Source organism: Bacillus sp. CZDM1 (genome assembly GCF_055502545.1).
This window is the reverse complement of record NZ_JBUESO010000001.1, coordinates 43,917-65,026: the sequence shown is the minus strand read 5'-3', so window position 1 is coordinate 65,026 and position 21,110 is coordinate 43,917. Positions and strand designations below refer to the sequence as shown.

Below are 21,110 nucleotides of genomic sequence, written 5' to 3'. Positions count from 1 at the left end.
TTATTGGAAAAATACTTAATAATAACATACAGGGGTAAACGTTATTAATTGCTTTTTCCCCTGAATGAATGGCAACGTAAAAATATATTTAGGGGGAAAAGGCAATGTACAAAACGAACATAAATTTAGAAGAGATGTCTCAAAAAGAAGCCATTGAATACTTAAATGAAAGCGTTAAACCTGAAAATGGAGCCATTCCTGCCTATCTTCTAGGTGACCCAACGATATATGATTTAGAGCACAAAAAAATATTTTTAAAAACTTGGGTATTCATTGGACATGAATCGGAAATTCCGAACAAAAATGACTTTATCATAAGGGATGTATCTGGCTATTCCGTCATTATTTCTCGAGGTGCTGATAATCAAATCCGCGGCCTGTACAATATGTGTACACACCGGGGGATGAAGCTTTGTCGCGCAGATGCTGGCAATAAGTCATTATTTACTTGTCCTTATCATGGCTTTAATTTTAAAAACAATGGAGATTGTGTGGGTGTTCCGCTCCAAAAGGACATTTACGTGGATAGCTTAGATAAATCCCAGCTGGGTCTACACAAAATTAGAGTGGAGTCATACAAAGGGTTATTGTTTGGGACTTGGAATGATGAAGCAGAGTCTTTAGAGGCTTTTTTAGGAGATTTTAAATGGTATATTGATATATTTGCAGGAAGAGCAGAAATGGAAGTAATGGGACCGCCGCAACGATTCGTTATTCATTCTAATTGGAAAATCGGAGCAGATAACTTCGTAGGTGATTCCTATCATACGATGGTTACTCACGGTTCTATTGCCAAATTAGGAATGGTTCCAAGTGCGACTTATTCGAAAAAAGGTTATCAAATCCACACCACTAATGGGCATGGCTTAAACCTTGGTACACCGAATCCAGACTTTGCCTTCCCTGAAGAACTAAAGGATGAGTACAAAGCAAATCTAACAGAAGAACAATACGAGGTTCTATCTAATCTAAAGAATATGATTGGAAACATCTTTCCTAACCTATCGTTTTTAATTTCTCATACAAAAATTAAAGGCCAGTTAATCTCTAATACCTCAATGCGAATTTGGAGACCAATATCTGTGGACAAAATGGAAGTAATTACATGGTTTTTAGTTGAGAAAAATGCTCCAGAGGATTGGAAGAGACGCTCACGAGAATCATTTATTCTAACATTTAGCCCTTCAGGTATTTTTGAACAGGATGACACAGAAGTATTCACAGACATTACAGCTGCTGCCTCTGGTACGATGCCATTAGTAAAACAGCTGACATTTAATTACACGATGGGCTTGCACCGTAAACCAGTAACAGAATTCGTTGGCCCAGGTGTCGTTTATGATGATAAATTTACTGAAGCCAATCAAAGAAATTTTTATCGTTACTGGCTTGACTTAATGACGAAGTGAGATTGCTCTCACACTTTTCATGACCTTTATCAAAAAAATATTAAAGGATTGAGGGAGAAGTTATGACAATTGAGAGGATGCTAGCGACCTATGAATTTGAACAATGGCTTTATCGGGAAGCTAAACTGTTAGATGATATCGATTTTGATGGGTGGTTTAGCTTAATGCACCCAATATTAAAATATCAAATGCCGGTTCGTGTTAACAAAGAGGGTATAGAACGTCCAGATTATGCCTTGGATATGTTTGCATTTGATGATGACATTGAATTATTGAAAATTCGTGTGGATCGTCTAAAAACGGATTATGCATGGGCTGAAATTCCTCCTTCTCGGACTAGAAGATTAGTGAACAATGTGCGGCTGATAGATTATGTACCAAATGAAAAAGCAGTAGTAAACAGCTATTTGATGATTTACCGGAGCCGCAGCACCGATATTCATCACGATTTAATTTCTGGTGAACGACAAGATGAATTTATTTATGAAAATGGTGAATGGAAACTATCGAAACGCTTTTTCATTGTCGATCAAACGACGATTAATACACGAAATCTAGCTATCTTTGTGTAATGGCTTTAGCAGCAGGAAGGAGCAGTATTATATGGCTCAGTTAAGTGGTAAATCAGTTTATTTGACCGGTGGTGCCTCTGGTATCGGAAAGGCTGTAACAGAAGCCTTTGTGAAAGAAGGGGCAGTGCTTACCGTTCTCGATAAATCATTAGAGGGGCTGAATCAACTAAAGCAGCAGTTTGGTGATTCTGTGCAATGTATTGAGGGAGATGTTACGAATTATCAAGCACACGCTGATGCAGTTCGAATGGCCGTGGAAGCATTTGGGAAGTTAGATGTTTTTGTTGCGAATGCTGGTGTTTTTGATGGGTTTGCTAAATTCCAAACTGTTACTCCCGAAGCAATGTCAAATGCATATGACTTCCTGTTTGACATCAATGTAAAAGGATATTTCAATGGGGCAAAAGCGTCAGTGGAGGAATTGAAGAAAACAGGCGGTAATATGATTTTCACTGTGTCAGGTGCGGGGTTCTATCCTGATGGAGGAGGAGTATGGTACACCGCCAGCAAACACGCACAAATTGGATTAATGCGCCAGCTTGCGTTTGAGCTTGCTCCTGATATAAGAGTGAATGCTGTTGCTCCGGGAGGAACGTTGACAGCACTAAATGTCATTTCTCCGCTGCAGTCATTTGTAAAAATGGTAGATAACGAGACAAAAGAAAAAAGTATTAAATCACGAAACCCGCTTCGGATTGCAATGTCATCTGAAGATCATGTAGGAGCTTACTTGCTGCTTGCTTCCGATAACGCAAGGGCGATTACTGGAGAAGTTATCTCGAGTGATGGTGGATTATCTGTCCGTGGACTAGGTTGAAAAAAAGAATTAGAGGTGATCATTTTGACTGAATCTTTAACAGAAAAAAAGCCTTTGGCAGGTAATAATGAAATCAATCAACTTGCTTTTGTTGTTCGCGATATTGAGAAGCCGTCAGAATTGTTTGCTAAACTTCTAGGAATTCCAAAACCTGCATGGTTCCTAACAGGTGATAGTGCGGTTTCCAAAATGGTTTTTCGCGGCAAGCCAACGAATTCTCGAAGTAAATTAGTATTTATGAATACACCAACCGTACAGTTTGAACTAATCGAACCAAATGAAGAACCAGGTACAATGCGTGAATTTTTAGATACAGTTGGAGAAGGAATCCATCATATTGCCTTTGATGTGGATTCTATTAAGGAAAAGCTTCCGGTTTTTGAAGAAAGTGGATATCCATTACTCCAAAGTGGTGAATTTACTTCAAGTGACGGCAGGTATGTATATGTGGATACCTTGAATGACCATAAAACACTGGTAGAACTCCTTGAAAGTGCTGAACCACGGGATACAGAGCCAAGTAAAGAATCCTATGAACCTTTGCTTGGGACAAATCAGGTTGAGCAACTAGCGATTGTTGTAAAAGATCTCGATGCAGCAGCCGAGGCATACTGTAAACTACTAGGTGTTGAAAAACCACAAGTTATTCAATCCGGACAAAGCGAGCTTACCCAGGTTGTTTTTGAAGGAGAGCCAACCGAAGGTGATTCTAGATATATGTTTATTAACACTCCTCTGCTTCAAATTGAATTAATTGAGCCAGGTCTTTCTCCAAGCACTTGGAAACAACACCTTGAAACACATGGAGAAGGTGTTCATCATATTTCGTTTGTAATAAAAAACATGGATGAAAAAATTAAGCTTCTAGAGGATATGGGGTATCCCGTCATTCAAACCGGGAATTTCTACAATGGAAAAGGCAGATATGCATATATGGAAACCACCTCGGACTTTAAAGTAATCATTGAATTACTAGAAAGATTTGATTCGTAAAAAAAGTGCTAGACACCTCGGGTGCCTGGCACTTTTTTTGAAGTATAATCTATCTGTTCGCATCGACAATTTTTTTAGAGTATAGTGGAATAATAAAGTAAAATTGACTCAGTTTCGTGGAGGAATATATGCAAAGGGCACAAATACCAACTTATGAACGGATTGCAATCGACTTAGCGAATCGAATTTACGATGGTAAATTCAAAGTGGGAGAAAGGATTCACGGAAGATCAACATTGGCAAGTGAGTATAAAGTTTCTCCTGAAACAGTAAGAAGGGCGATAAAGATATTAGAAGATGTGGAGATTGTTCAATCAACAAAGGGCAGCGGGATTGTTATTTCTTCTCGTGAGAATGCCTATAAATATATTCATCGCTTTTCGAATTTGGCAAGCATCAAAGACCTTGAGAAAGAAATTAATACCCTAATTTCCGAGCGAGATAAATTAGATGAGCAGCTTTTTGATACAGTAAGGAAAATCATGGATTATTCGACAAAACTTCGACATACCAATCCATTAGCACCAATTGAAGTAGAGGTAGTTCCTGGTTGTGTACATATCGGAAAGACGATTTCAGAAGTGAAATTTTGGCAAAACACAGGTGGAACCGTGATAGGGATGAAGAGAAAGGGAGAATTGATTATCTCTCCAGGACCTTACGCATTGATTCTTGAAGGGGACGTTCTTCTCATTATTGGGGATGATGATACTTATGAGAGAGTTGTCCATTTTATGGAGGATTAAAAAAAAGCCGGCAGCGCCGGCTTCGATTATTTTATTAAACCTTCCTCTTTTAAAAACTCTCTTGCTACTTTTGCTGGTGATTCCTTCAGGCTGTCAACTTTGTAATTAAGCTTTCGCATTTTATCATCTGTCAGTATACCAGCAAGTGAATTTAGTACTTCTTTTAGTTCGGGGTGCTCTTTTAATGTCTCTTCTTTGACAATGGGAACAGCATAATAAGGAGGGAAGAAGTTTTTATCATCCTCTAATACCTTTAATCCAAATTCTTCAATTAATCCATCAGTAGAAAAGGCATCGATGACATCACTCTTATGATTATCAAGCGCAGTATAGCGCAATCCACCGTCTATCGCTTTTACATCTTTAAACTTCAAATTATAGGTCTTAGAAAGACCAATTAATCCATCCTCCCGATTTGGAAATTCAATGGTAGGACCCATAATCATGCCTTCACTTACTTTAGCAAGATCGGAGATGGTGTTTAAATTATATTGTTCAGCCGTATCTTGACGTACTGCTAATGCATAGGTGTTATTGAATCCAAGAGGTTTTAACATGTCGATACCAAACTTCTCCTTGAATTCTTTTTTTACATAGTCATAAACCTTGTCAGGATCACTTTGTGGGCTTTGATTGAGAATATTTACAAGTCCGGTCCCTGTATATTCTACAAACATATCTACATCACCATTTTTGATAGCACTAAAAGCTACCTGTGAGCCGCCGAGATTCATTTTTCTTTCTACCTCAAGATCTGTCTTACCTTCAATTAAATCAGCCAACATATTCCCAAGAATCAATTGTTCAGTGTAATTCTTAGAGCCTACGACAACTTTATCTGCGGCATTTGCCTTTGAATAAACGGTAAAGGCACCTGCAGCAACTATGAATATACTAGCAAATGCGATTACGATACGCTTTACTTTGCTGCTCGTTTTAGATGCGGATTTTCGTTTATTTGTGTAGGAAAATGACGTTTCAAGTTTACCAACAACAAAGTCGATTAAAAGGGCAAGGATACAGGCTGGAATTGCACCTGCAAGAATCATGTAATTATCAACGGTCTGTACACCAGAGAATACGAGATAACCTAGGCCTCCTGCACCCACGAATGCTGCGATGGTCATCAATCCGACTGCTGTTACGGCAGAAATTCTGATACCCGCCATAATCATCGGAAAAGCTAACGGCAGCTGAACCTTTTTCATTGTTTGACTCTTGGTCAGACCGATACCTTTGGCGGCTTCCAGAATGTCAGGATCTATATTCGTTAATCCTGTATAGGTGTTCTTTACGATTGGAAGAAGTGAATATAGGACAACCATTACTATGGCAGGTGCACTGCCAATACCAATAAAGGGAATTAAGAATCCAAGTAAGGCCAAACTTGGTATTGCCTGGATGACGTTCGTTGTTCCAATTATCGGCTTTGACAGCTTTGGCTGCCGTGAGATCAAAATGCCTAACGGAATCCCGATAATTACCGCAACGAGGACGGAAATAATACTTAAATAAATATGTTGGCCTAGTAAATCAATAATCTGTTCGTAGTTTCCACTTAAATAGTTATAAAAGTCACTCATTAAAAGGCCACCTCCAAATCAATTAGTTGACTGCTTAAAGCCGATAAAATACTGCTTCTGGTTATAAGTCCAGTTAATTGCTTCGAATGATTAATAACAGGCACATAGCCAATTTTATGTTCATTCATCGTTGCTAAAATGGAAATTAAGTTACTATCCTCAGATACAGCTAGTACATTTTTCTCCATAACACTATCAATCTCAGAATTTCGGTTTAGTAGTTGAATTCCTTTTAAAGTCACCAATCCTATTAAAATATTATTTTTGTCGGTTACCATTAAGCTGTCGACCTTGTTGGATTTCATTATCTCAATAGCCTGTAAAACGGTTCGCTTAGTAGTAATCTTTACAGGGTTAGGAATCATAATATCTTCAGCCATTAATAATTCAGGGTTATTCCAAACTCTTCTCTTTCCTATAAATCCTTCGACAAATTCATTGGCTGGGTTCTTGAGAATATTTTCAGGGGTGTCGAACTGGAGAATATCGCCGTCTTTTAATATACAAATCTTGTCGGCTATTTTTATGGCTTCGTCCATATCATGGGTGACAAAAATGATGGTTTTGTTGAGTTCCTTTTGCATTTGAACGAGTTCATCCTGCAGCGAGTTTCTTGTTACGGGATCCAAGGCACTAAAGGGCTCATCCATTAAAATAATATCTGAATCCGTTGAAAAGGCTCTTGCTACCCCAACTCTTTGCTGCTGTCCGCCACTTAATTCCTTTGGAAATCGGTCTAAGAATTCACTATGATTTAATCCAACTACATGGAGAAGTTCCTCCGTTTTCTCAGCAATTCTATTAGGGTCTTCACCTTTTAGTTTTGGGATTAATTCCAAATTCTCTCTAATCGACATGTGGGGGAAGAGACCTGTATTTTGGATGACATAGCCAATATTTCTCCTTAACTCGATGGCATTCATGTTGGAAATATCCTTACCGTTCACAAAAATCTTACCTGCAGATGGCTGAATTAATTTATTAATCATCTTTAGTAATGTCGTTTTCCCACAGCCGCTGGGTCCAATAAAAACAACGAGTTGACCAGCTTCAATATCAACAGAGAAAGGCTTAATAATCGTTTTATTTCTATATTTCTTTACAATATCTTTAAACTCTATCAAATTCATTCCTCCTAAAAAATAATAACGGTTGTGAATATCAACAACTTAATCATAACGCATAGGTTGTTGGTTTGTCGAATCAAGCTCTATTTTGTCGGTCGCCTTTTTGCTAGATAATAGAACGTAAAATTTTCAGAATATAAAGAAAAATGTTAAGATGGAAATAAAAAAGGAAGCTTAGTGAAAAGAGGGGGAAAGTAAATTGGAATATATAAAAGAAAAGCTTAGTATTAAATTTTTCCTCTTCCTTGGGTTGGCATTTGTTTTAATACACATTCCGATAATAGGTGATTATTTTAGAATTATTAATACGGTGATCCATGAATCTGGTCACGCATTTATTGCTCTATTTGGGGGTAATGTTGAATCCATTTCATTGTTTATGAATGGAGATGGAGTTACACACGGCACACAATCAATTTGGATTATTGACTTTATCACTTGTGCAGCAGGTTATTTGATTTCATCGTTGATGGCATATGTATCATTTTGGTTAATTAAAAAGAAAAAACATACACTTTTTATCGATATGCTTTTAGGTTTGATTGTAATCAATTTTATCTTATGGGTCCGTAATTTCTATGGTTTATTCTGGCTTGCATCCTTTGGTACTTTATTTCTAGCCTTGCTTATTAAAGGAAGTCAAAAGGTAATTCAAAACCTTGTATTGTTAATTTCCTGTGTCATTTTAGTAGAATCAGTAAGTACCGCATATGATATTTTCATCATTAGTTTAATTCAGCCGCATGCAGCTGGGGACGCAACAAACTTATCTCAATTAACAGCATTTATACCAGCTCAAGGATGGGGGATATTCTTCTTTGCTCAGTCACTTTTTTTCATCTTTCTTGGATTCAAGAGAGGATTGTTCAGTATTGGTGCGGTAGATGTACAGCCGAAATATCAGTTAGAAGGAACAAAAGATTATTATTAAAAAAGCTCACCATAATGGCGAGCTCCTTCTATATTAATAGTAATAAGGGAATGGGAAGAAAAATGGGAATACAAAGACATTGTATGGAAAGCGGCGTCTTCTAAAACGGCGGAACCTGCGTCTTCCGTAACCACCGTACCCGCCATATCTCATGTCATCGGAGTCATCATCGACATCCTCAGGAACGAGCATTGTTACTCCTTCATCATCCATGTCTTGGAGTATACCATTCATTTGAGTGCCATCGTTCATTTGACCAACCACATGATAATTCATATAACGCTGGCATGTATTCATGATATTTCGATAATCGTTATATTCTTGACCCTGATAGCCTGGATTGCCAATAGGTCCATAGTGAAAATTATTCATTATATTCGCCTCCTCGCCCACATATTATTCAGGGCAAAGGAATTAGTGACGGATAAAAATCTGAATCCTTAGGGTGTATTAATATTTTTATAAAAGCAACATAGGATAGATTAATGTGGTTTTTCAACCGTTAGAGGAGGGGATACATTGGATATTCTTGAAGTTATTAAAAGCCGGCGAAATATCAAAAAATTTAAATCCGATTCTGTTCAGCTTGATTTGATATACTCATGGTTAGAGGCAGCGAAAATGGCTCCTAATCACAGAATGACAGAACCCTGGGAGGTATATTTTATCGGTCCTGATACGAGGGCAAAACTTAAACATAAGACGGATTTTGGAAATGCGCCTATACTTATTGCAGTAGTATCTAAACATGGTGCCTCGGCGGTTGAGAAAGAGGAAAACGCCTTGGCAACAGCTTGCTTTGTTCAAAACTTTAATTTAGCGGCATGGTCCGAAGGTGTAGGTACTTTCTGGTCATCTATCGGAATTACTGCAAAAAACCAGGAAATATTAGAAGTTCCTGAAAATTATGACCTAGTTGGTGTATTGGGAATTGGTTATCCTGAAATTATTCCAGAAGCTAAACCAAGAACATCCATCATGAATAAAATAAAAAATTTACCTTAATGAGAAGAGACAACCTCAAAAATGTGGTTGTCTCTTTTTATTTAGCTAATTTATTGTTGAATAGCGTTTTGATATTCTGTGGTTAGATTATCCATGATTTGCTGGACAGGGAGGATTTCCTTGATTTCATCTACCCGTGCACCAGCAAAGACAAGTCCATTTTCCACATCTCCGCCAACAGATACGAGTAAGGAATCGAGTGTACAGAAACGATAAGAGCAATTTTTTAAACAATCATGGCATTTGGCAATTTTTAATTTGTCTGGGCCACTGATTAATTTAGAAAAGTTATTAGAAATTACTCTCCCGTGTAAGCCGACAGTTGTTTTGACTAACAAAGTATCCTCTTTACGAGCATCAACATATTTCTGTTTAAATGCAAGCGGAGCGTCACATTCTTCACTTGCTACAAATCGTGTGCCCATCTGAACCCCAGAAGCCCCCATTGAAAGTGCTTTGGCGATATCTTCACCAGTCATGATACCACCAGCAGCAAGAACAGGAATCGATACAGCTTCGACTACTTCTGGAAGTATGTCAAACATCGGTCTGTCAGTTCCAAGATGTCCGCCAGCCTCAAAGCCTTCAACCACTACCGCTGCAGCACCGAGTCTTTCTGAAATTCTTGCTAATTTGGCTGAAGAAACAATCGAAATAACGGGTATGCCAGCCTGTCTGCCCCAAGCATACATATCTCTTGAAATTCCTGCCCCTGAAATAATAAAATCAACTTTTTCTTCTAGAGCGGCTTTCATTTTTTCTGCAAAATCATTCATTGCAAACAGGACATTTACGCCAATATAACCTGCGTCTTTTACAAGACTTTTTGCTTTTCTAATATGATCACGCATTTCATCCGTAGTAATACCAGTACCTGAGATAATTCCAACTCCTCCAGCATTTGCAACCGCAGAAGCCAGTTTACTTAATGAAATACCAACACCCATTCCTCCTTGAAAAACCGGAACCTTTGGCATGATATGTGCAATTTTTAATTGTGGAAAGTTCAATTTATAACCCCGTTTCATTGTTTAAGAATATAAAACTTACCCTGTATACTATCATGAATCTTTTTTTGTGTATGTGATTTTTATCATCAGGTCCTAAAAGTTGGTTGTAGAATTTATTACCAATAAATAGTTAATTAAGCATAGGACATTTCGATTATTATTTTGAAATTGTAAATTCACTGACATAGAAAGTAATTTATATTCAATCCTTCTGTAATATTACTGAGGTAAAATAGTGTAAATACAATCTGAGAATTTTATTACAATACCTTTTTGTTTTGGAGGGATAGGATGGCTTCGACTACAAGTAGAAGTAAGTATTTTGATAATGCAAAATTTATTTTAATTTTTCTTGTTGTTTTCGGACATATGATTAGCCCTTATAAGGATCAAGATAAGGTTTTATTTACTTTATATACCGTGATTTTTCTATTTCATATGCCAGCATTTATTTTGATTTCCGGATATTTTGCCAAAGGTTTTAAAAATAAAGGGTACTTGCTTAAATCTGTTCAAAAGATCTTGATTCCCTATTTTATTTTTCAGATTATCTATTCTGTGGTTTATTTTTTAGTCGGGAAGGAAAAAACGCTTGAATTTAATCTGTTCCAGCCTCATTGGTCATTGTGGTTTTTACTAAGTTTATTTTTCTGGAATTTACTGCTGTATGTATTTGCGAAATTAAAATGGGTGGGTTTGCTCATCTCGGTTTTATTAGGAATTGCAATTGGTTATTTTGAGGATGCAGGAAGTTTTATGAGTATATCTCGGACGTTTGTTTTCTTTCCATACTTTCTGTTAGGTTTCTTATTAAACGGGGACCATTTAAAACGAATCATTGGGGCAAAGTATGCTGTTCCAGCGGGAGTTATCATTATCATTTTTACGTTTTTATATTTTGGATCAAGTTTTCCTGAAAATGCTGTTCCATGGCTGTTAGGGGACACCTCTTATGAAAACATGGGAGGAATGCAGCTTACGGACGGACTGCTGCGTGCTTGGCAATATGTTTTAACTTTAATTGTAGTTTTTGGCTTCTTGCCATTAATCCCATCGAATCAGTACCGAATAACGAAAATAGGTGAAAGAACACTATATGTTTACTTGTTCCATGGGTTTATCATTAAGTCCATTCAATCTATTTTACCGGATGCCATTTCAGAAAATTATTTATTTTTAATTGTCTTTTCCTTTATGGTTTGTATTGTACTTGGCAGTTATATGATTAAAAAATATACACAGCCCCTTGTTGAATTAAAAATATAAGAGCGGAATGTGTTCTGAACACATTCCGCTCTTTTTTTGTCTAGCATAAGCCCCTATGCAAGGCGCTTATGTTTTTCTAGTTACCCTAAAAACCCAAATAACGAACTAACCAAATTCTTCTTTTTTCTATTTAGCTTTCCATGTTCTAATACTAGAGGTTTTTCAGGGAGGGTGGTTTTCATAATCTCAAAAAGCTGTGATTGTAGGGATTCCACTTTTTTTGTTAAGTCTATGACTTGACTCTGTAATTCTTCTATTTCCCTGCGGTGCTGCAGGAGCTGATAGGAGGCGACAGAATCTGCTTTTGAGTTTACCTTTGCTTCTAATTCGTTAACAATGGTATACAATCTTTCCAGTTCTGCGTTTGGCTCAGGAGCTGCTTTAACAGTTCCTTTCCTAGTTTTCTTTTCCTGAACAGGTGCAATTTCTTGAAGTAAGGTCCCATTTTGAATTTGTGTTTGAATGTTTCTTAGAAGATCAATATCCTCGTTATTAAAATGATAATGTCCCCGTTCATTACGCTCCATTGGCAGTTCAAGCTGTTTTACCCATCGTTGAATGGTACTTGCTGATACCCCTAATAATTTTGCTACTTCACTAGTGTTCATAATGATCCCCTCCACTTGAAAAATTTGACCATAGCAGCAAGTGTCGTGACGATTTTACTCCCAGAACTTCCACCATTTCTTTTCCCGTGCAGCGGCTACATCACGAAAACTTGTTAATAAATCCTGAAAAGCAGCTTCTCTTTGCGTGATTTCATTTCGGAATTGGTCACGTTCTTTCCCGCGATCTTCACGGTCCTTTTCGATAACTTCCGATAAACTCATGATTTCTGTATTTGTAATATCTACGTAGTGAGCAAGTTCCTCCGTAGATTCAGACAATTGCTTTGATAACGTATAAATCTCTTCAGAAGTTTCGTGTGAGGCATTGACAATACTTTTTGATAAATAATGAAGTCTTTCTGTCGTCTGTTCTGCTGATTTTTCAATGTGTTCCGAAAGTCCCTCAATTTCTGCTTTTGTCGAAGCTGACGATTTATAGATGGAATCAGAAATGGACTTCACTGTATAGAATGTACCTTTAGAGATTTCCTTTTTTACTTCTTCTACTACCTCTTTACGGAGAACACTTCGAATTTCATCTTTTACCTCACTTAAGAAGGTTTGCTTATAAGTATCCATGGCATCGAAAAATTGATCGGCATTCTTAATAGCATTTTCCTCATTCGTTATTTCGGGCATGGTTTCTGAAACAATTGGCAAAGAGGAGGAAGGGGGTTCAGAAATCTCGTTTTCTACTGGTTCATCCTTCGTTTGTAAGTTTTGTAGGATCATCTCTGTGCTTAATTTGTTTTCGTACATTTGTTTAATATCCAAGAGTAAATCTAATTCTACCTCCGAATATATTCTAGCGCCTTGTCTGGTCCTGGGTATATCAAGATATTCCTCAAGTTCCTTTTCCCATTTTTTTAATGTAGCTGGCTTAACATTTATTTTTTTGGAAACTTCCTTTAACGTGAAAGTTCTCATAATATTCAAATCCCTTCTATCCAATTTACGGTAAAACATCTATGGATAGTAATTTCTATAAGGTGCACCCCATTTTCCTGCAGGGTGACAAAAGCTATCAAAACAAGACGGATAACACGAAATACCAACAAATTCATGCAAAAAAAGCTGTGCATATGCACAGCTTTCGCTTACTCGATAATCCCTAATGCTTTTAATCCATTATAGATACCTGATTCTGTTACGGAAGTGGTTCTATGTTTAGCATATTGAAAGAGGTCCGGATGGCCATTTCCCATTGCAAATCCTTCACCAACACTCAGAAGCATTTCTTTGTCATTCATTCCATCACCGAATGCAATAGCATTTTCCTTCTTAAATCCAAGGTGCTTCAGGACATATTGAACACCAATGCCTTTATTGACTTGATCTCTAATCACGTCATAACAATGAAGCATACCTTCAAGATTTACTTGTGATAAGTGGATTTGATCTTCATGTTTATATAATGCAGTATCCTTTGTTTTTAAATTGATCAAGGTCATTCCGAGAACTTCATAATCGTTTGATGGTGAATAGGAGTCATTTTTATGTAAGTGAAACTTTTCTATAAATTCTTTTACACCATCTGCTTCTATATCAGAAAATATATTTTGGTCTTTCGTATACAAAACAAGTTCATGTTGATTTTTTTTCGCAATATCAATAAATTGTTTGACACTTTCCTTGTTCATTGGCTCTTGAAATAGGTCTTTACCTTGATAAATGGCAAATGCACCGTTATACCCAATGAGGGAATGGACATTTAACTCTTTCGCAAGTTCCCTGATTTCATGTAAAGGTCTGCCAGTGGCTAAAAAAACCTCAATTCCTTTTTCTTGAACCTGACGAATTGCATTGATCGCAGTATCCTCGATGGTATCATCCGGCTTAATGATGGTTCCATCAATATCTAAAAATAAAACCTTATAATCAGACATTAAACCTCTCCTTAAATTAGGTATATTCTTTCAGTTTATCATGTTTATTTAAGAGATAAAACATACGGACTGAGGAATACTAGGTAAAACTGGCTTGGAAAAAAAGGGAGGCTTTACTGCATGTTAAAACTAGTAGTTCTTCTTCTTCTTCTCATTTGCTTGCCTGACCAAGTTTTTTCACAGCAAAAGGTACCTATCTTAGTTTATCATTCCATTGATAATTATTCCGGTCTAGGGTCCAAAGAGTTATTTGTAACTCCCGAGAATTTCGAAAAGCAAATGATCTATTTGAAAAATCAGGGATATACGTTAGTAACATTCGAACAGTGGAATCAACTTGGTAAAATAAAGAAACCTATTTTTCTAACCTTTGATGATGGGTATAAAAATAATCGTAACGCTTTTGAGATTCTCCAGAGGTTAAAGGATGAAACTTTTAAGCCAAAAGCAACTTTTTTTGTAATATCGGATTTTGTCGGTAATGTAAATCGGTTAAATATTTCAGAATTAAGAATGATGTCGGACTCTGGTGTTATTTCTGTTCAGTCGCATACAGCTACACATCCAGATTTGACAAAGTCAGAAAATCTCCACTATGAATTAAAAGGATCGAAGGAGAAAATAGAAAAGATAACAGGGAAACCTGTCATTGCCCTAGCCTATCCATATGGAAGTTATAATGAACGTACAGCTTCAGAAACGAAAAAGTTTTATTCATTTGGATTGACGACAACACCAGAAATTTATTCGAAAAAGGATATCAAAAACGAGGATTTTTACCTGCCGCGACTGTATGTTAAGTATTCAACCAATTTAAAAGAATTCGCAAAATTAATTACAAAATAAAAAAGGGACAAAGTTGTCAAATATCGATGAAACATGAGCAAACACTAGAGAAATCATTGTTTTTATTTAAAATTGGAGATTAGGCAGTTAATTTAGGCGAATATCACTCTTTACAAGTAATCAGGTTGAGGATAAAATTATCGTCATAATCAATATTAAATTAAATATTTCGGCCAAAACCCATCAAAATGGGTACGGAGGAACCAATTTATTGGGGCTAATTCTACTATTGTAGAAGGGATGAGAATTTCTTTCGCCATCCTACCCGTCAGCTAACTTCGTCGGCTAAAGCGAAGGAGGTCATGGACCGCCAAGTACAGGGGCTTTTTTGTTTTGATTAACACTTTAAGCAGCTTGATTTACTGTTGGTCTTTTATTATGCCTATTTTAGGGAACAGGTGAAGAAAATGACATTAAAAGATTATTTAACAAAGCTAAAGATAGGTTTGCCAAAAACAATGGTCCATTTGGATAAGAAGGTATACGAAGCCGGAAGTGTTATTAACGGTACCATTGAGATAACAGGCGGCCTGTTAAAAAATAAAATAAAAAGATATGATATCGATCTAGTAGGGATTGATTCCCAGGCATTTGTAGAAGAAATAGTAAATAGTCATTCCGTTTTCTGTTCTTTTGAGTGTAGTCCAAACCAGACTGGAAAAATTTCGTTCTTAATCAATGTTCCTGACGATATTAAAAAAAATCAAGAAACTTTTAACTATTCTTTAATCATTAATATTGATTTAGGAAATGCAAACAATATTACGCAAAATGTCCCAATTATGATAGATGCCGTTTCTTAGTATGTATCTATTAAACTAGTTATTTAATGTAAATCGGAACATTATCCTATTTATTGATATAGCATTGTAAACTACTAGAAATTAGGCTGTAAACAATCACCGTTATAATGAAGGTAACATTAGACTTTATTAGGCGGGTGCAATGATGGAAGACACAATGGTTAAATCCTATTTACAGAAATCACTAGAAGAGTGGAAGGATGATATTTCATCAGTCCTTATCGAAATTGATAAAGAATATGAAGAAGTGGCACAAGAGTTAAAGGTATATTCTTACAAATACGGGATTACCAAGCAAGTCATTCAATCAACGGTGAACGAAGAAATTATTGAAAGTATACGACAGAGGTATCATAAACCGTTTGAGGAAAGTTATAACCAATTAAAAGAGTATATAAAAGACCTAGAAGAGAAGCAGCGAGTTTTTCACATGTTTGTTCAAAAAATTGATGAAGTGAATCGTAAGGAATCTGCAAAGAATCCTATTTAATTATAAAGGATAACAGTCTGGTCCAAATGGATCAGGCTTTTTTTGTCGGCAAGTGAAAAAGCTTTGCATATAGTAATTAACACAGATTCTCACAGAGAGGTGTTGAAGCATGATTACTGCAAGGATCGGAAGTAAGTGGTATACACTGCCGGACAATCTTGAGGAATATTTTCAAAAATTTCGGTCTCAGGTTATCGGCAATCATCAGGAATTTGACTCGCCGTACGGAAGAAAACCTATAATATATGCTGATTGGACGGCAAGCGGAAGATTATTTCGACCAATTGAACAAAAGGTTTCAGAGGTATTGGGTCCTTTTATGGCCAATACTCATACGGAATCAAATATTACGAGTTTAATGATGACGGGTATCTATAATCAATCAAAAAAAATCATCAAGGAACATGTAAATGCCAATGATTTCGACGCTGTCATTCTTGATGGATTTGGAATGACATCTGTAATGAACAAATTACAGAGAATAATGGGGGTTCGAGTCCCGGAACAATGGAAAGACAGTATTAAGCTTTCAGAGAAGGATAGGCCAGTTGTTTTCCTCACACATATGGAGCACCATTCTAACCAAACTTCATGGCTTGAGACATTAGCGGATGTTGAGATTATTAGACCTGACTCAGAAGGTCTAGTAGATGTTAATCATTTGGAACAACTTTTGTTACAGTACCGTGACCGAGCGGTTAAGATTGGCTCATTTACAGCATGCTCGAACGTAACGGGAATCCAGACTCCTTATCATAGGATGGCCAAAATCATGCATAAGCACGGAGGTCTTTGCTTTGTGGATTTTGCTGCCTCAGCTCCCTATGTGAAGATGAATATGCACCCAGATGACCCTATGGAAAAACTCGATGCCATTTTCTTTTCTCCGCATAAATTTTTAGGTGGACCCGGTACGAGCGGTGTCTTAATTTTTGATAAAAGAATTTATACAAATAAGGTGCCAGATCATCCAGGAGGGGGGACGGTGACATGGACAAATCCATGGGGTGGACACCAATACATTAACGAAATTGAGCATCGTGAGGATGGAGGAACACCAGGGATCCTTCAGGCAATCCGTACAGCGTTATGTATCAGATTAAAGGAACAAATGGGAATAGAACAAATTTTAGCGAGAGAAAAAGAACAGCTCGAGCTGCTTTTATCTGGATTAGGGAATATTCCTAATCTGCATGTATTAGAGAGTCATCAACGCAATCGAATCGGAATTGTTTCATTTACTATTACGGATATTCATTACAATCTTATTGTACGTTTACTAAATGATCGATATGGATTTCAGGTTCGCGGTGGCTGCTCGTGTGCAGGAACATATGGTCATTATTTATTGGAAATTGACAAACATAAATCGAAGCAAATCGCTGAACAAATTGATCAGGGAGATCTATCTACTAAACCAGGGTGGGTCCGGTTTTCACTGCATCCAATTATGACCAATGCGGAAATTTTATTGTTTGTTGAGGCCATGAAAGAGATAACTAGGAACATTGCTGATTGGAAAAAGGATTATATGTATGACCCAGTCAGTAATGATTATTTCTATAATCAACACATCCGAAAGGATATGGCACCTTTTTTTGATCTAACTTGATATCTTTTATGGTAGGCAACGGTTCAGATATTCCAACATATGTTATAAGAAAAAAAGGTGGGATATCATGATTCATATTGTGAAGCGGGGCGATACCCTTTATCAAATTTCTTTGGATTATCGGGTAAGCCTCGCTAGTCTTTATGCAGCAAATCCCGGGGTCAACTACCAGCAATTATATGTAGGACAAAAAATTCAAATCCCTGGTCTGCCAGACCCCAATACAATTCCCTTTTCGATTCAAATTTCGATTGGAAAAAGAAGACTTTCATTATACCGGAGTGGCAAGCTGGAGAAAATCTATCCGATTGCCGTTGGAAAAATGCTGAGTGCTACCCCAACAGGTGATTTTGTAATTGTTAACCGACAAATGAATCCGGGTGGACCATATGGTGTTTTATGGCTTTCATTATCCAAACAAGGCTATGGTATTCACGGCACCAATAATCCGAGTTCGATAGGTAAAGCTGTATCAGCAGGTTGTGTTAGAATGCATAACCGGGATGTTCTTCAGCTTGCCGAAAAGGTTCCCAACGGCACAAGAGTAATCATCCGGCCTTGATAATCGCTACATTTATTTTATCAAGTATTATGAAAGGTTTCATGAGTGACCACTTATATAAAATCAATAAAAAATCTCACCTCCATAAAAGGGGAGGTGAGATTTTTTGGTTATTTGTAGATAACAATCGAACCAACTGATTTGTCTTTTGCTTGTCCATTTACACGAACCTTAAGTCCGAAGTTACCAATATTACGGCCAGCATCTGGCATGAATGTATTCATAAATGAGTTGGTGTCATTAAATAGAGAAACCGCTGGTTGACTTGGTCCAAACAATGTTTGAAGACCAGGATAGTCAAGATTTAATCCAGATGTAGGATTTAAACCAAAAGCTGCATCTGCGATGTGGTAACGAGTAGATGCTTGGGCTGGTGCTGAACCGTTGTCAAAGCTCCATAGTAAGTCTGTATTTGTATGAGCATCTACAACGCCTACAAAGCCTTCCCCAGGGTGAATACCTGTCCAGTTGTCAGTAAAAGTTGGGTCCACATACCAGACAACAAGACCGCCATCATAGCTCATTAATGATTGTCCACGTTTGATATTGGCTAGACCTTGGTCAACCCCTGCATGGTTACGCCATTCTAATAGGTAGTAGTGATCAGAGTACTTATTTCCGTCTGATTTTTCAAAACCATTTAAAGTAAATGCTGATGTTGTTTCTGCACCATCAGTCACAACAGAAGTGCCATCTGCTGTAACATTAATGTTATCTACGTAGAAACCCTTTTCCGAAGTTCCCCAATCAGTAATATAACGGAAGCGAAGTTGTACATTTTTACCTGCATAACCAGACAAATCAAATGCTTGTTTCGTCCAGCCATTACTATCACCTGTAAAACCAGGCAGGGCAGGAGCGATTGTTGGATATGCTTCAGGCACTGCACTTGAAACCGTGTTGCTATTGCTTAGAGATTTCCAAGTTGTACCGCTATCCTCAGAGACTTGTACAAAAGCAAAATCCCAATCCTGTTCTATTTGATACCATGCATCAAATTCTAAAGTTGCAGAGGTCTTTCCTGTTAAGTCCACAGTTGTAACCATGTTTGTATCTATTTCATCTTGCTGTCCGCCCCAGTACTCGAAGGAGCCAGTGGCAGGAGTATTAATATTTGTAGCCTTTTGCGGCAAGTTTACTTTTGCAGCAATTGCGTTTTTGCCATTTGGAGAGTTTGCTTGATCAAGTAATACTTGTGTTCCTTTTGTAGATACTTCATTCCAGTCTAATTCAACAGTATCATTTGTCCAGTTTCCACCTAGGTAGGATTGGAAATATGATTTTGCTAATGGGAGAATCCAGTTGGCTCGGTACCGCCAATTTTACCTGCCCATGAACCACCTGCCATAATCGACCAGTACGCTACTGCTTCACCAGTACCAGAATAAATTGTGTCATATTCATCTGGGTAGCCTAAATCATGACCATACTCATGTGCGAACACTCCAGTTGCACCGTCTTCAGGCATCATTGTGTAATCGTAAAAACCTGGTAAACCTTTACCTAATCCATCAGTGTCAATAAATTTCGCTGAACGATGTGACCAGATGGCATCATTTCCTAATGAACCTCCACCAGCTTCTTGACCAACACCAGAGTGGATAATCATTAAGTGGTCGACTAAACCATCAGGCTCTTTAATATTTCCATCTCCATCTAAATCGTGAACATCCTCATTGTCATATTGATCTACTGGAACCCCAGCAGCTAATGCAGCTTTATAAGCATCAATTACTAACTGCTTAGATCCACCTGGAGTAACATTATCATGACCACCCGTAGCTTTATCTCCGCCATAATAAGCGGCAGTTCCTGGAACCTTTAACCAGCCAAATGCCTTACCATCAACTGAGTAAGTTCCGCCTGACTGCTCTTCATAAAATTGTTTCATGGAAACAAAATCTTCACCTTTCGGACCTTCTACACCATTTTCCCCAAAAATCATATCTTCAAAGTGTTCTAATGGATAATCTGAATAATAGTTATCCGTTTCATTAGGCTTAATGTTATTATGGGCAAAGTCAGAGTATTCGACAGCTAGGACAAGTACTTTGTCTTCTCTTTTTTCACCATTGTAAGCGGTTTCTTTTACGGGATCGGGATTCCCTTTTAAGTGTCCGTTTTTATTTCCATCTCCATTTAATAAACCATTGTTAAACTCTTTAAACTTACTTTGCTTTTCTGCTTCAGCAGCTTTTACTTTTGCTGCCAATGGGTCTGATTCCTTAACTTTTGATTGCTTCCCTTTTAACTCAAGGTAGTTCTTTAGGAAATTTTGCTTTACTTCTTCTGAAGCATTTTTTGAGAGGAGCCCTTGTTTAATAAAAGATTCTATTAATCTCTCTTCATTCACAATCGCTAGGTCAAGTGAGCTGTTTGAAGAAAAAGAAGAGGCTTCCGCTTTATGTATGAGTCCCACATCCTTAGATGAAGCATCAATACTCGGGAATCCTGCAAATAAAGTACCTGCAAGCATAACTGAAGAAAGGCTGGTTTTTATAAACTTATTCAAATTCATTCCCCATTTCAATTGTAGTACGGTCGTATTAATATAATATTTCGAAAATTAGGACAAAACAATAGGAATATTTACCCGAATTATTAGCACTGTTCATCAGAAAGTAGGTCTAATATCATGGTGTTTCGACAAAAAACTTGACTCTTTTGTAGTAATCTATCAAATTATAGAGAAAAATAAATGTGTTATGAAAATAATAATAAAGCATTTACATTTGAAATTAGATGTGCTTTTGTTAATAAGTATTTGAGTACAAAGGTGGAGTAATAACGGGACTAAAATTAAAATAAGGAACGAATTTAATAATTTTTTCTCAAGGAAGAAGA

22 protein-coding genes and 1 riboswitch are annotated in these 21,110 nt (G+C 37.2%); of the genes, 13 read left to right on the top strand and 9 right to left on the bottom strand.

Going from position 1 to position 21,110, the window contains the following annotated elements; translation table 11 throughout:
• The first annotated feature begins 104 nt into the window (after positions 1–104).
• From ACY3XC_RS00350 to ACY3XC_RS00330, 5 genes are all read left to right on the top strand, one after another.
• Positions 105–1,409: an aromatic ring-hydroxylating dioxygenase subunit alpha gene (locus ACY3XC_RS00350; RefSeq protein WP_464866821.1), complete on the top strand. Its 1,305-nt coding sequence runs from the start codon at positions 105–107 to the stop codon at positions 1,407–1,409.
• A gap of 62 nt (positions 1,410–1,471) precedes the next feature.
• Positions 1,472–1,981 carry an aromatic-ring-hydroxylating dioxygenase subunit beta gene (locus ACY3XC_RS00345; protein WP_464866820.1) on the top strand — a complete coding sequence of 170 codons (510 nt, stop codon included), beginning with the start codon at positions 1,472–1,474 and terminating at the stop codon, positions 1,979–1,981.
• Between the two features lie 31 nt (positions 1,982–2,012).
• On the top strand, positions 2,013–2,798 hold the full coding sequence (locus ACY3XC_RS00340) for an SDR family NAD(P)-dependent oxidoreductase (protein WP_464866818.1): 786 nt from the start codon (positions 2,013–2,015) through the stop codon (positions 2,796–2,798).
• Between the two features lie 24 nt (positions 2,799–2,822).
• Positions 2,823–3,791, top strand: coding sequence for a VOC family protein (locus tag ACY3XC_RS00335; protein WP_464866817.1), 969 nt, complete (start codon positions 2,823–2,825; stop codon positions 3,789–3,791).
• A 128-nt stretch (positions 3,792–3,919) separates the two neighbouring features.
• The gene (locus ACY3XC_RS00330; protein WP_464866816.1) at positions 3,920–4,537 is read left to right on the top strand and encodes a GntR family transcriptional regulator; all 618 of its coding nucleotides are present in this window, start codon (positions 3,920–3,922) and stop codon (positions 4,535–4,537) included.
• Positions 4,538–4,563: 26 nt separating this feature from the next.
• Here ACY3XC_RS00330 and ACY3XC_RS00325 read toward each other — a convergent pair whose 3' ends face one another.
• Together ACY3XC_RS00325 and ACY3XC_RS00320 are read right to left on the bottom strand one after the other, a co-directional pair.
• The gene (locus ACY3XC_RS00325) at positions 4,564–6,120 is read right to left on the bottom strand and encodes an ABC transporter permease/substrate-binding protein (RefSeq protein ID WP_464866814.1); all 1,557 of its coding nucleotides are present in this window, start codon (positions 6,118–6,120) and stop codon (positions 4,564–4,566) included.
• A complete protein-coding gene (locus ACY3XC_RS00320) occupies positions 6,120–7,250 on the bottom strand; it encodes an ABC transporter ATP-binding protein (RefSeq protein ID WP_464866813.1) in 1,131 nt (376 codons plus the stop codon). Before ACY3XC_RS00320 ends, ACY3XC_RS00325 begins: the two co-directional genes overlap by 1 nt.
• A gap of 196 nt (positions 7,251–7,446) precedes the next feature.
• Here ACY3XC_RS00320 and ACY3XC_RS00315 point away from each other — a divergent pair, with 196 nt between their 5' ends.
• Complete coding sequence (locus tag ACY3XC_RS00315; RefSeq protein WP_179159081.1) at positions 7,447–8,178, top strand: M50 family metallopeptidase; 732 nt, start codon at positions 7,447–7,449, stop codon at positions 8,176–8,178.
• A 33-nt stretch (positions 8,179–8,211) separates the two neighbouring features.
• Here ACY3XC_RS00315 and ACY3XC_RS00310 read toward each other — a convergent pair whose 3' ends face one another.
• On the bottom strand, positions 8,212–8,550 hold the full coding sequence (locus ACY3XC_RS00310) for a hypothetical protein (RefSeq protein ID WP_464866811.1): 339 nt from the start codon (positions 8,548–8,550) through the stop codon (positions 8,212–8,214).
• 147 nt (positions 8,551–8,697) lie between these two features.
• Here ACY3XC_RS00310 and ACY3XC_RS00305 point away from each other — a divergent pair, with 147 nt between their 5' ends.
• Positions 8,698–9,183: a nitroreductase family protein gene (locus ACY3XC_RS00305; RefSeq protein ID WP_464866810.1), complete on the top strand. Its 486-nt coding sequence runs from the start codon at positions 8,698–8,700 to the stop codon at positions 9,181–9,183.
• 50 nt (positions 9,184–9,233) lie between these two features.
• On the opposite strand, the gene ACY3XC_RS00300 is transcribed toward ACY3XC_RS00305, so the two are convergent.
• A complete protein-coding gene (locus ACY3XC_RS00300; protein WP_179159078.1) occupies positions 9,234–10,211 on the bottom strand; it encodes an NAD(P)H-dependent flavin oxidoreductase in 978 nt (325 codons plus the stop codon).
• Between the two features lie 273 nt (positions 10,212–10,484).
• On the opposite strand from ACY3XC_RS00300, the gene ACY3XC_RS00295 reads away from it, so the two are divergent.
• Entirely contained in the window at positions 10,485–11,459 is a 975-nt protein-coding gene (locus ACY3XC_RS00295) for an acyltransferase family protein (RefSeq protein WP_179159077.1), read from the top strand.
• A gap of 80 nt (positions 11,460–11,539) precedes the next feature.
• Here the strand turns inward: ACY3XC_RS00295 and ACY3XC_RS00290 are convergent, their stop codons facing one another.
• From ACY3XC_RS00290 to ACY3XC_RS00280, 3 genes are all read right to left on the bottom strand, one after another.
• The gene (locus ACY3XC_RS00290) at positions 11,540–12,067 is read right to left on the bottom strand and encodes a MerR family transcriptional regulator (RefSeq protein ID WP_179159076.1); all 528 of its coding nucleotides are present in this window, start codon (positions 12,065–12,067) and stop codon (positions 11,540–11,542) included.
• A 54-nt stretch (positions 12,068–12,121) separates the two neighbouring features.
• Positions 12,122–12,994 carry a MerR family transcriptional regulator gene (locus tag ACY3XC_RS00285; RefSeq protein ID WP_464866809.1) on the bottom strand — a complete coding sequence of 291 codons (873 nt, stop codon included), beginning with the start codon at positions 12,992–12,994 and terminating at the stop codon, positions 12,122–12,124.
• A gap of 170 nt (positions 12,995–13,164) precedes the next feature.
• Positions 13,165–13,953 carry a Cof-type HAD-IIB family hydrolase gene (locus tag ACY3XC_RS00280; protein ID WP_464866807.1) on the bottom strand — a complete coding sequence of 263 codons (789 nt, stop codon included), beginning with the start codon at positions 13,951–13,953 and terminating at the stop codon, positions 13,165–13,167.
• Positions 13,954–14,073: 120 nt separating this feature from the next.
• On the opposite strand from ACY3XC_RS00280, the gene ACY3XC_RS00275 reads away from it, so the two are divergent.
• The 5 genes from ACY3XC_RS00275 (at position 14,074) to ACY3XC_RS00255 (ending at position 18,266) form a co-directional block, all read left to right on the top strand.
• A complete protein-coding gene (locus ACY3XC_RS00275; RefSeq protein WP_179159073.1) occupies positions 14,074–14,799 on the top strand; it encodes a polysaccharide deacetylase family protein in 726 nt (241 codons plus the stop codon).
• Positions 14,800–14,960: 161 nt separating this feature from the next.
• Positions 14,961–15,101, top strand: a riboswitch (cyclic di-AMP (ydaO/yuaA leader).
• A gap of 105 nt (positions 15,102–15,206) precedes the next feature.
• Positions 15,207–15,602, top strand: coding sequence for a sporulation protein (locus ACY3XC_RS00270; protein WP_179159072.1), 396 nt, complete (start codon positions 15,207–15,209; stop codon positions 15,600–15,602).
• Between the two features lie 145 nt (positions 15,603–15,747).
• Positions 15,748–16,092, top strand: a complete 345-nt coding sequence (locus tag ACY3XC_RS00265; protein ID WP_179159287.1) for a hypothetical protein — start codon at positions 15,748–15,750, stop codon at positions 16,090–16,092.
• A 109-nt stretch (positions 16,093–16,201) separates the two neighbouring features.
• On the top strand, positions 16,202–17,704 hold the full coding sequence (locus ACY3XC_RS00260) for an aminotransferase class V-fold PLP-dependent enzyme (RefSeq protein ID WP_464866805.1): 1,503 nt from the start codon (positions 16,202–16,204) through the stop codon (positions 17,702–17,704).
• A gap of 67 nt (positions 17,705–17,771) precedes the next feature.
• On the top strand, positions 17,772–18,266 hold the full coding sequence (locus ACY3XC_RS00255; protein WP_179159070.1) for a L,D-transpeptidase family protein: 495 nt from the start codon (positions 17,772–17,774) through the stop codon (positions 18,264–18,266).
• A gap of 110 nt (positions 18,267–18,376) precedes the next feature.
• Here the strand turns inward: ACY3XC_RS00255 and ACY3XC_RS00250 are convergent, their stop codons facing one another.
• Positions 18,377–19,417 carry a choice-of-anchor J domain-containing protein gene (locus ACY3XC_RS00250; RefSeq protein WP_464867442.1) on the bottom strand — a complete coding sequence of 347 codons (1,041 nt, stop codon included), beginning with the start codon at positions 19,415–19,417 and terminating at the stop codon, positions 18,377–18,379.
• A gap of 134 nt (positions 19,418–19,551) precedes the next feature.
• Positions 19,552–20,778, bottom strand: a complete 1,227-nt coding sequence (locus tag ACY3XC_RS00245; RefSeq protein ID WP_464866803.1) for an immune inhibitor A domain-containing protein — start codon at positions 20,776–20,778, stop codon at positions 19,552–19,554.
• Between the last annotated feature and the right edge of the window lie 332 nt (positions 20,779–21,110).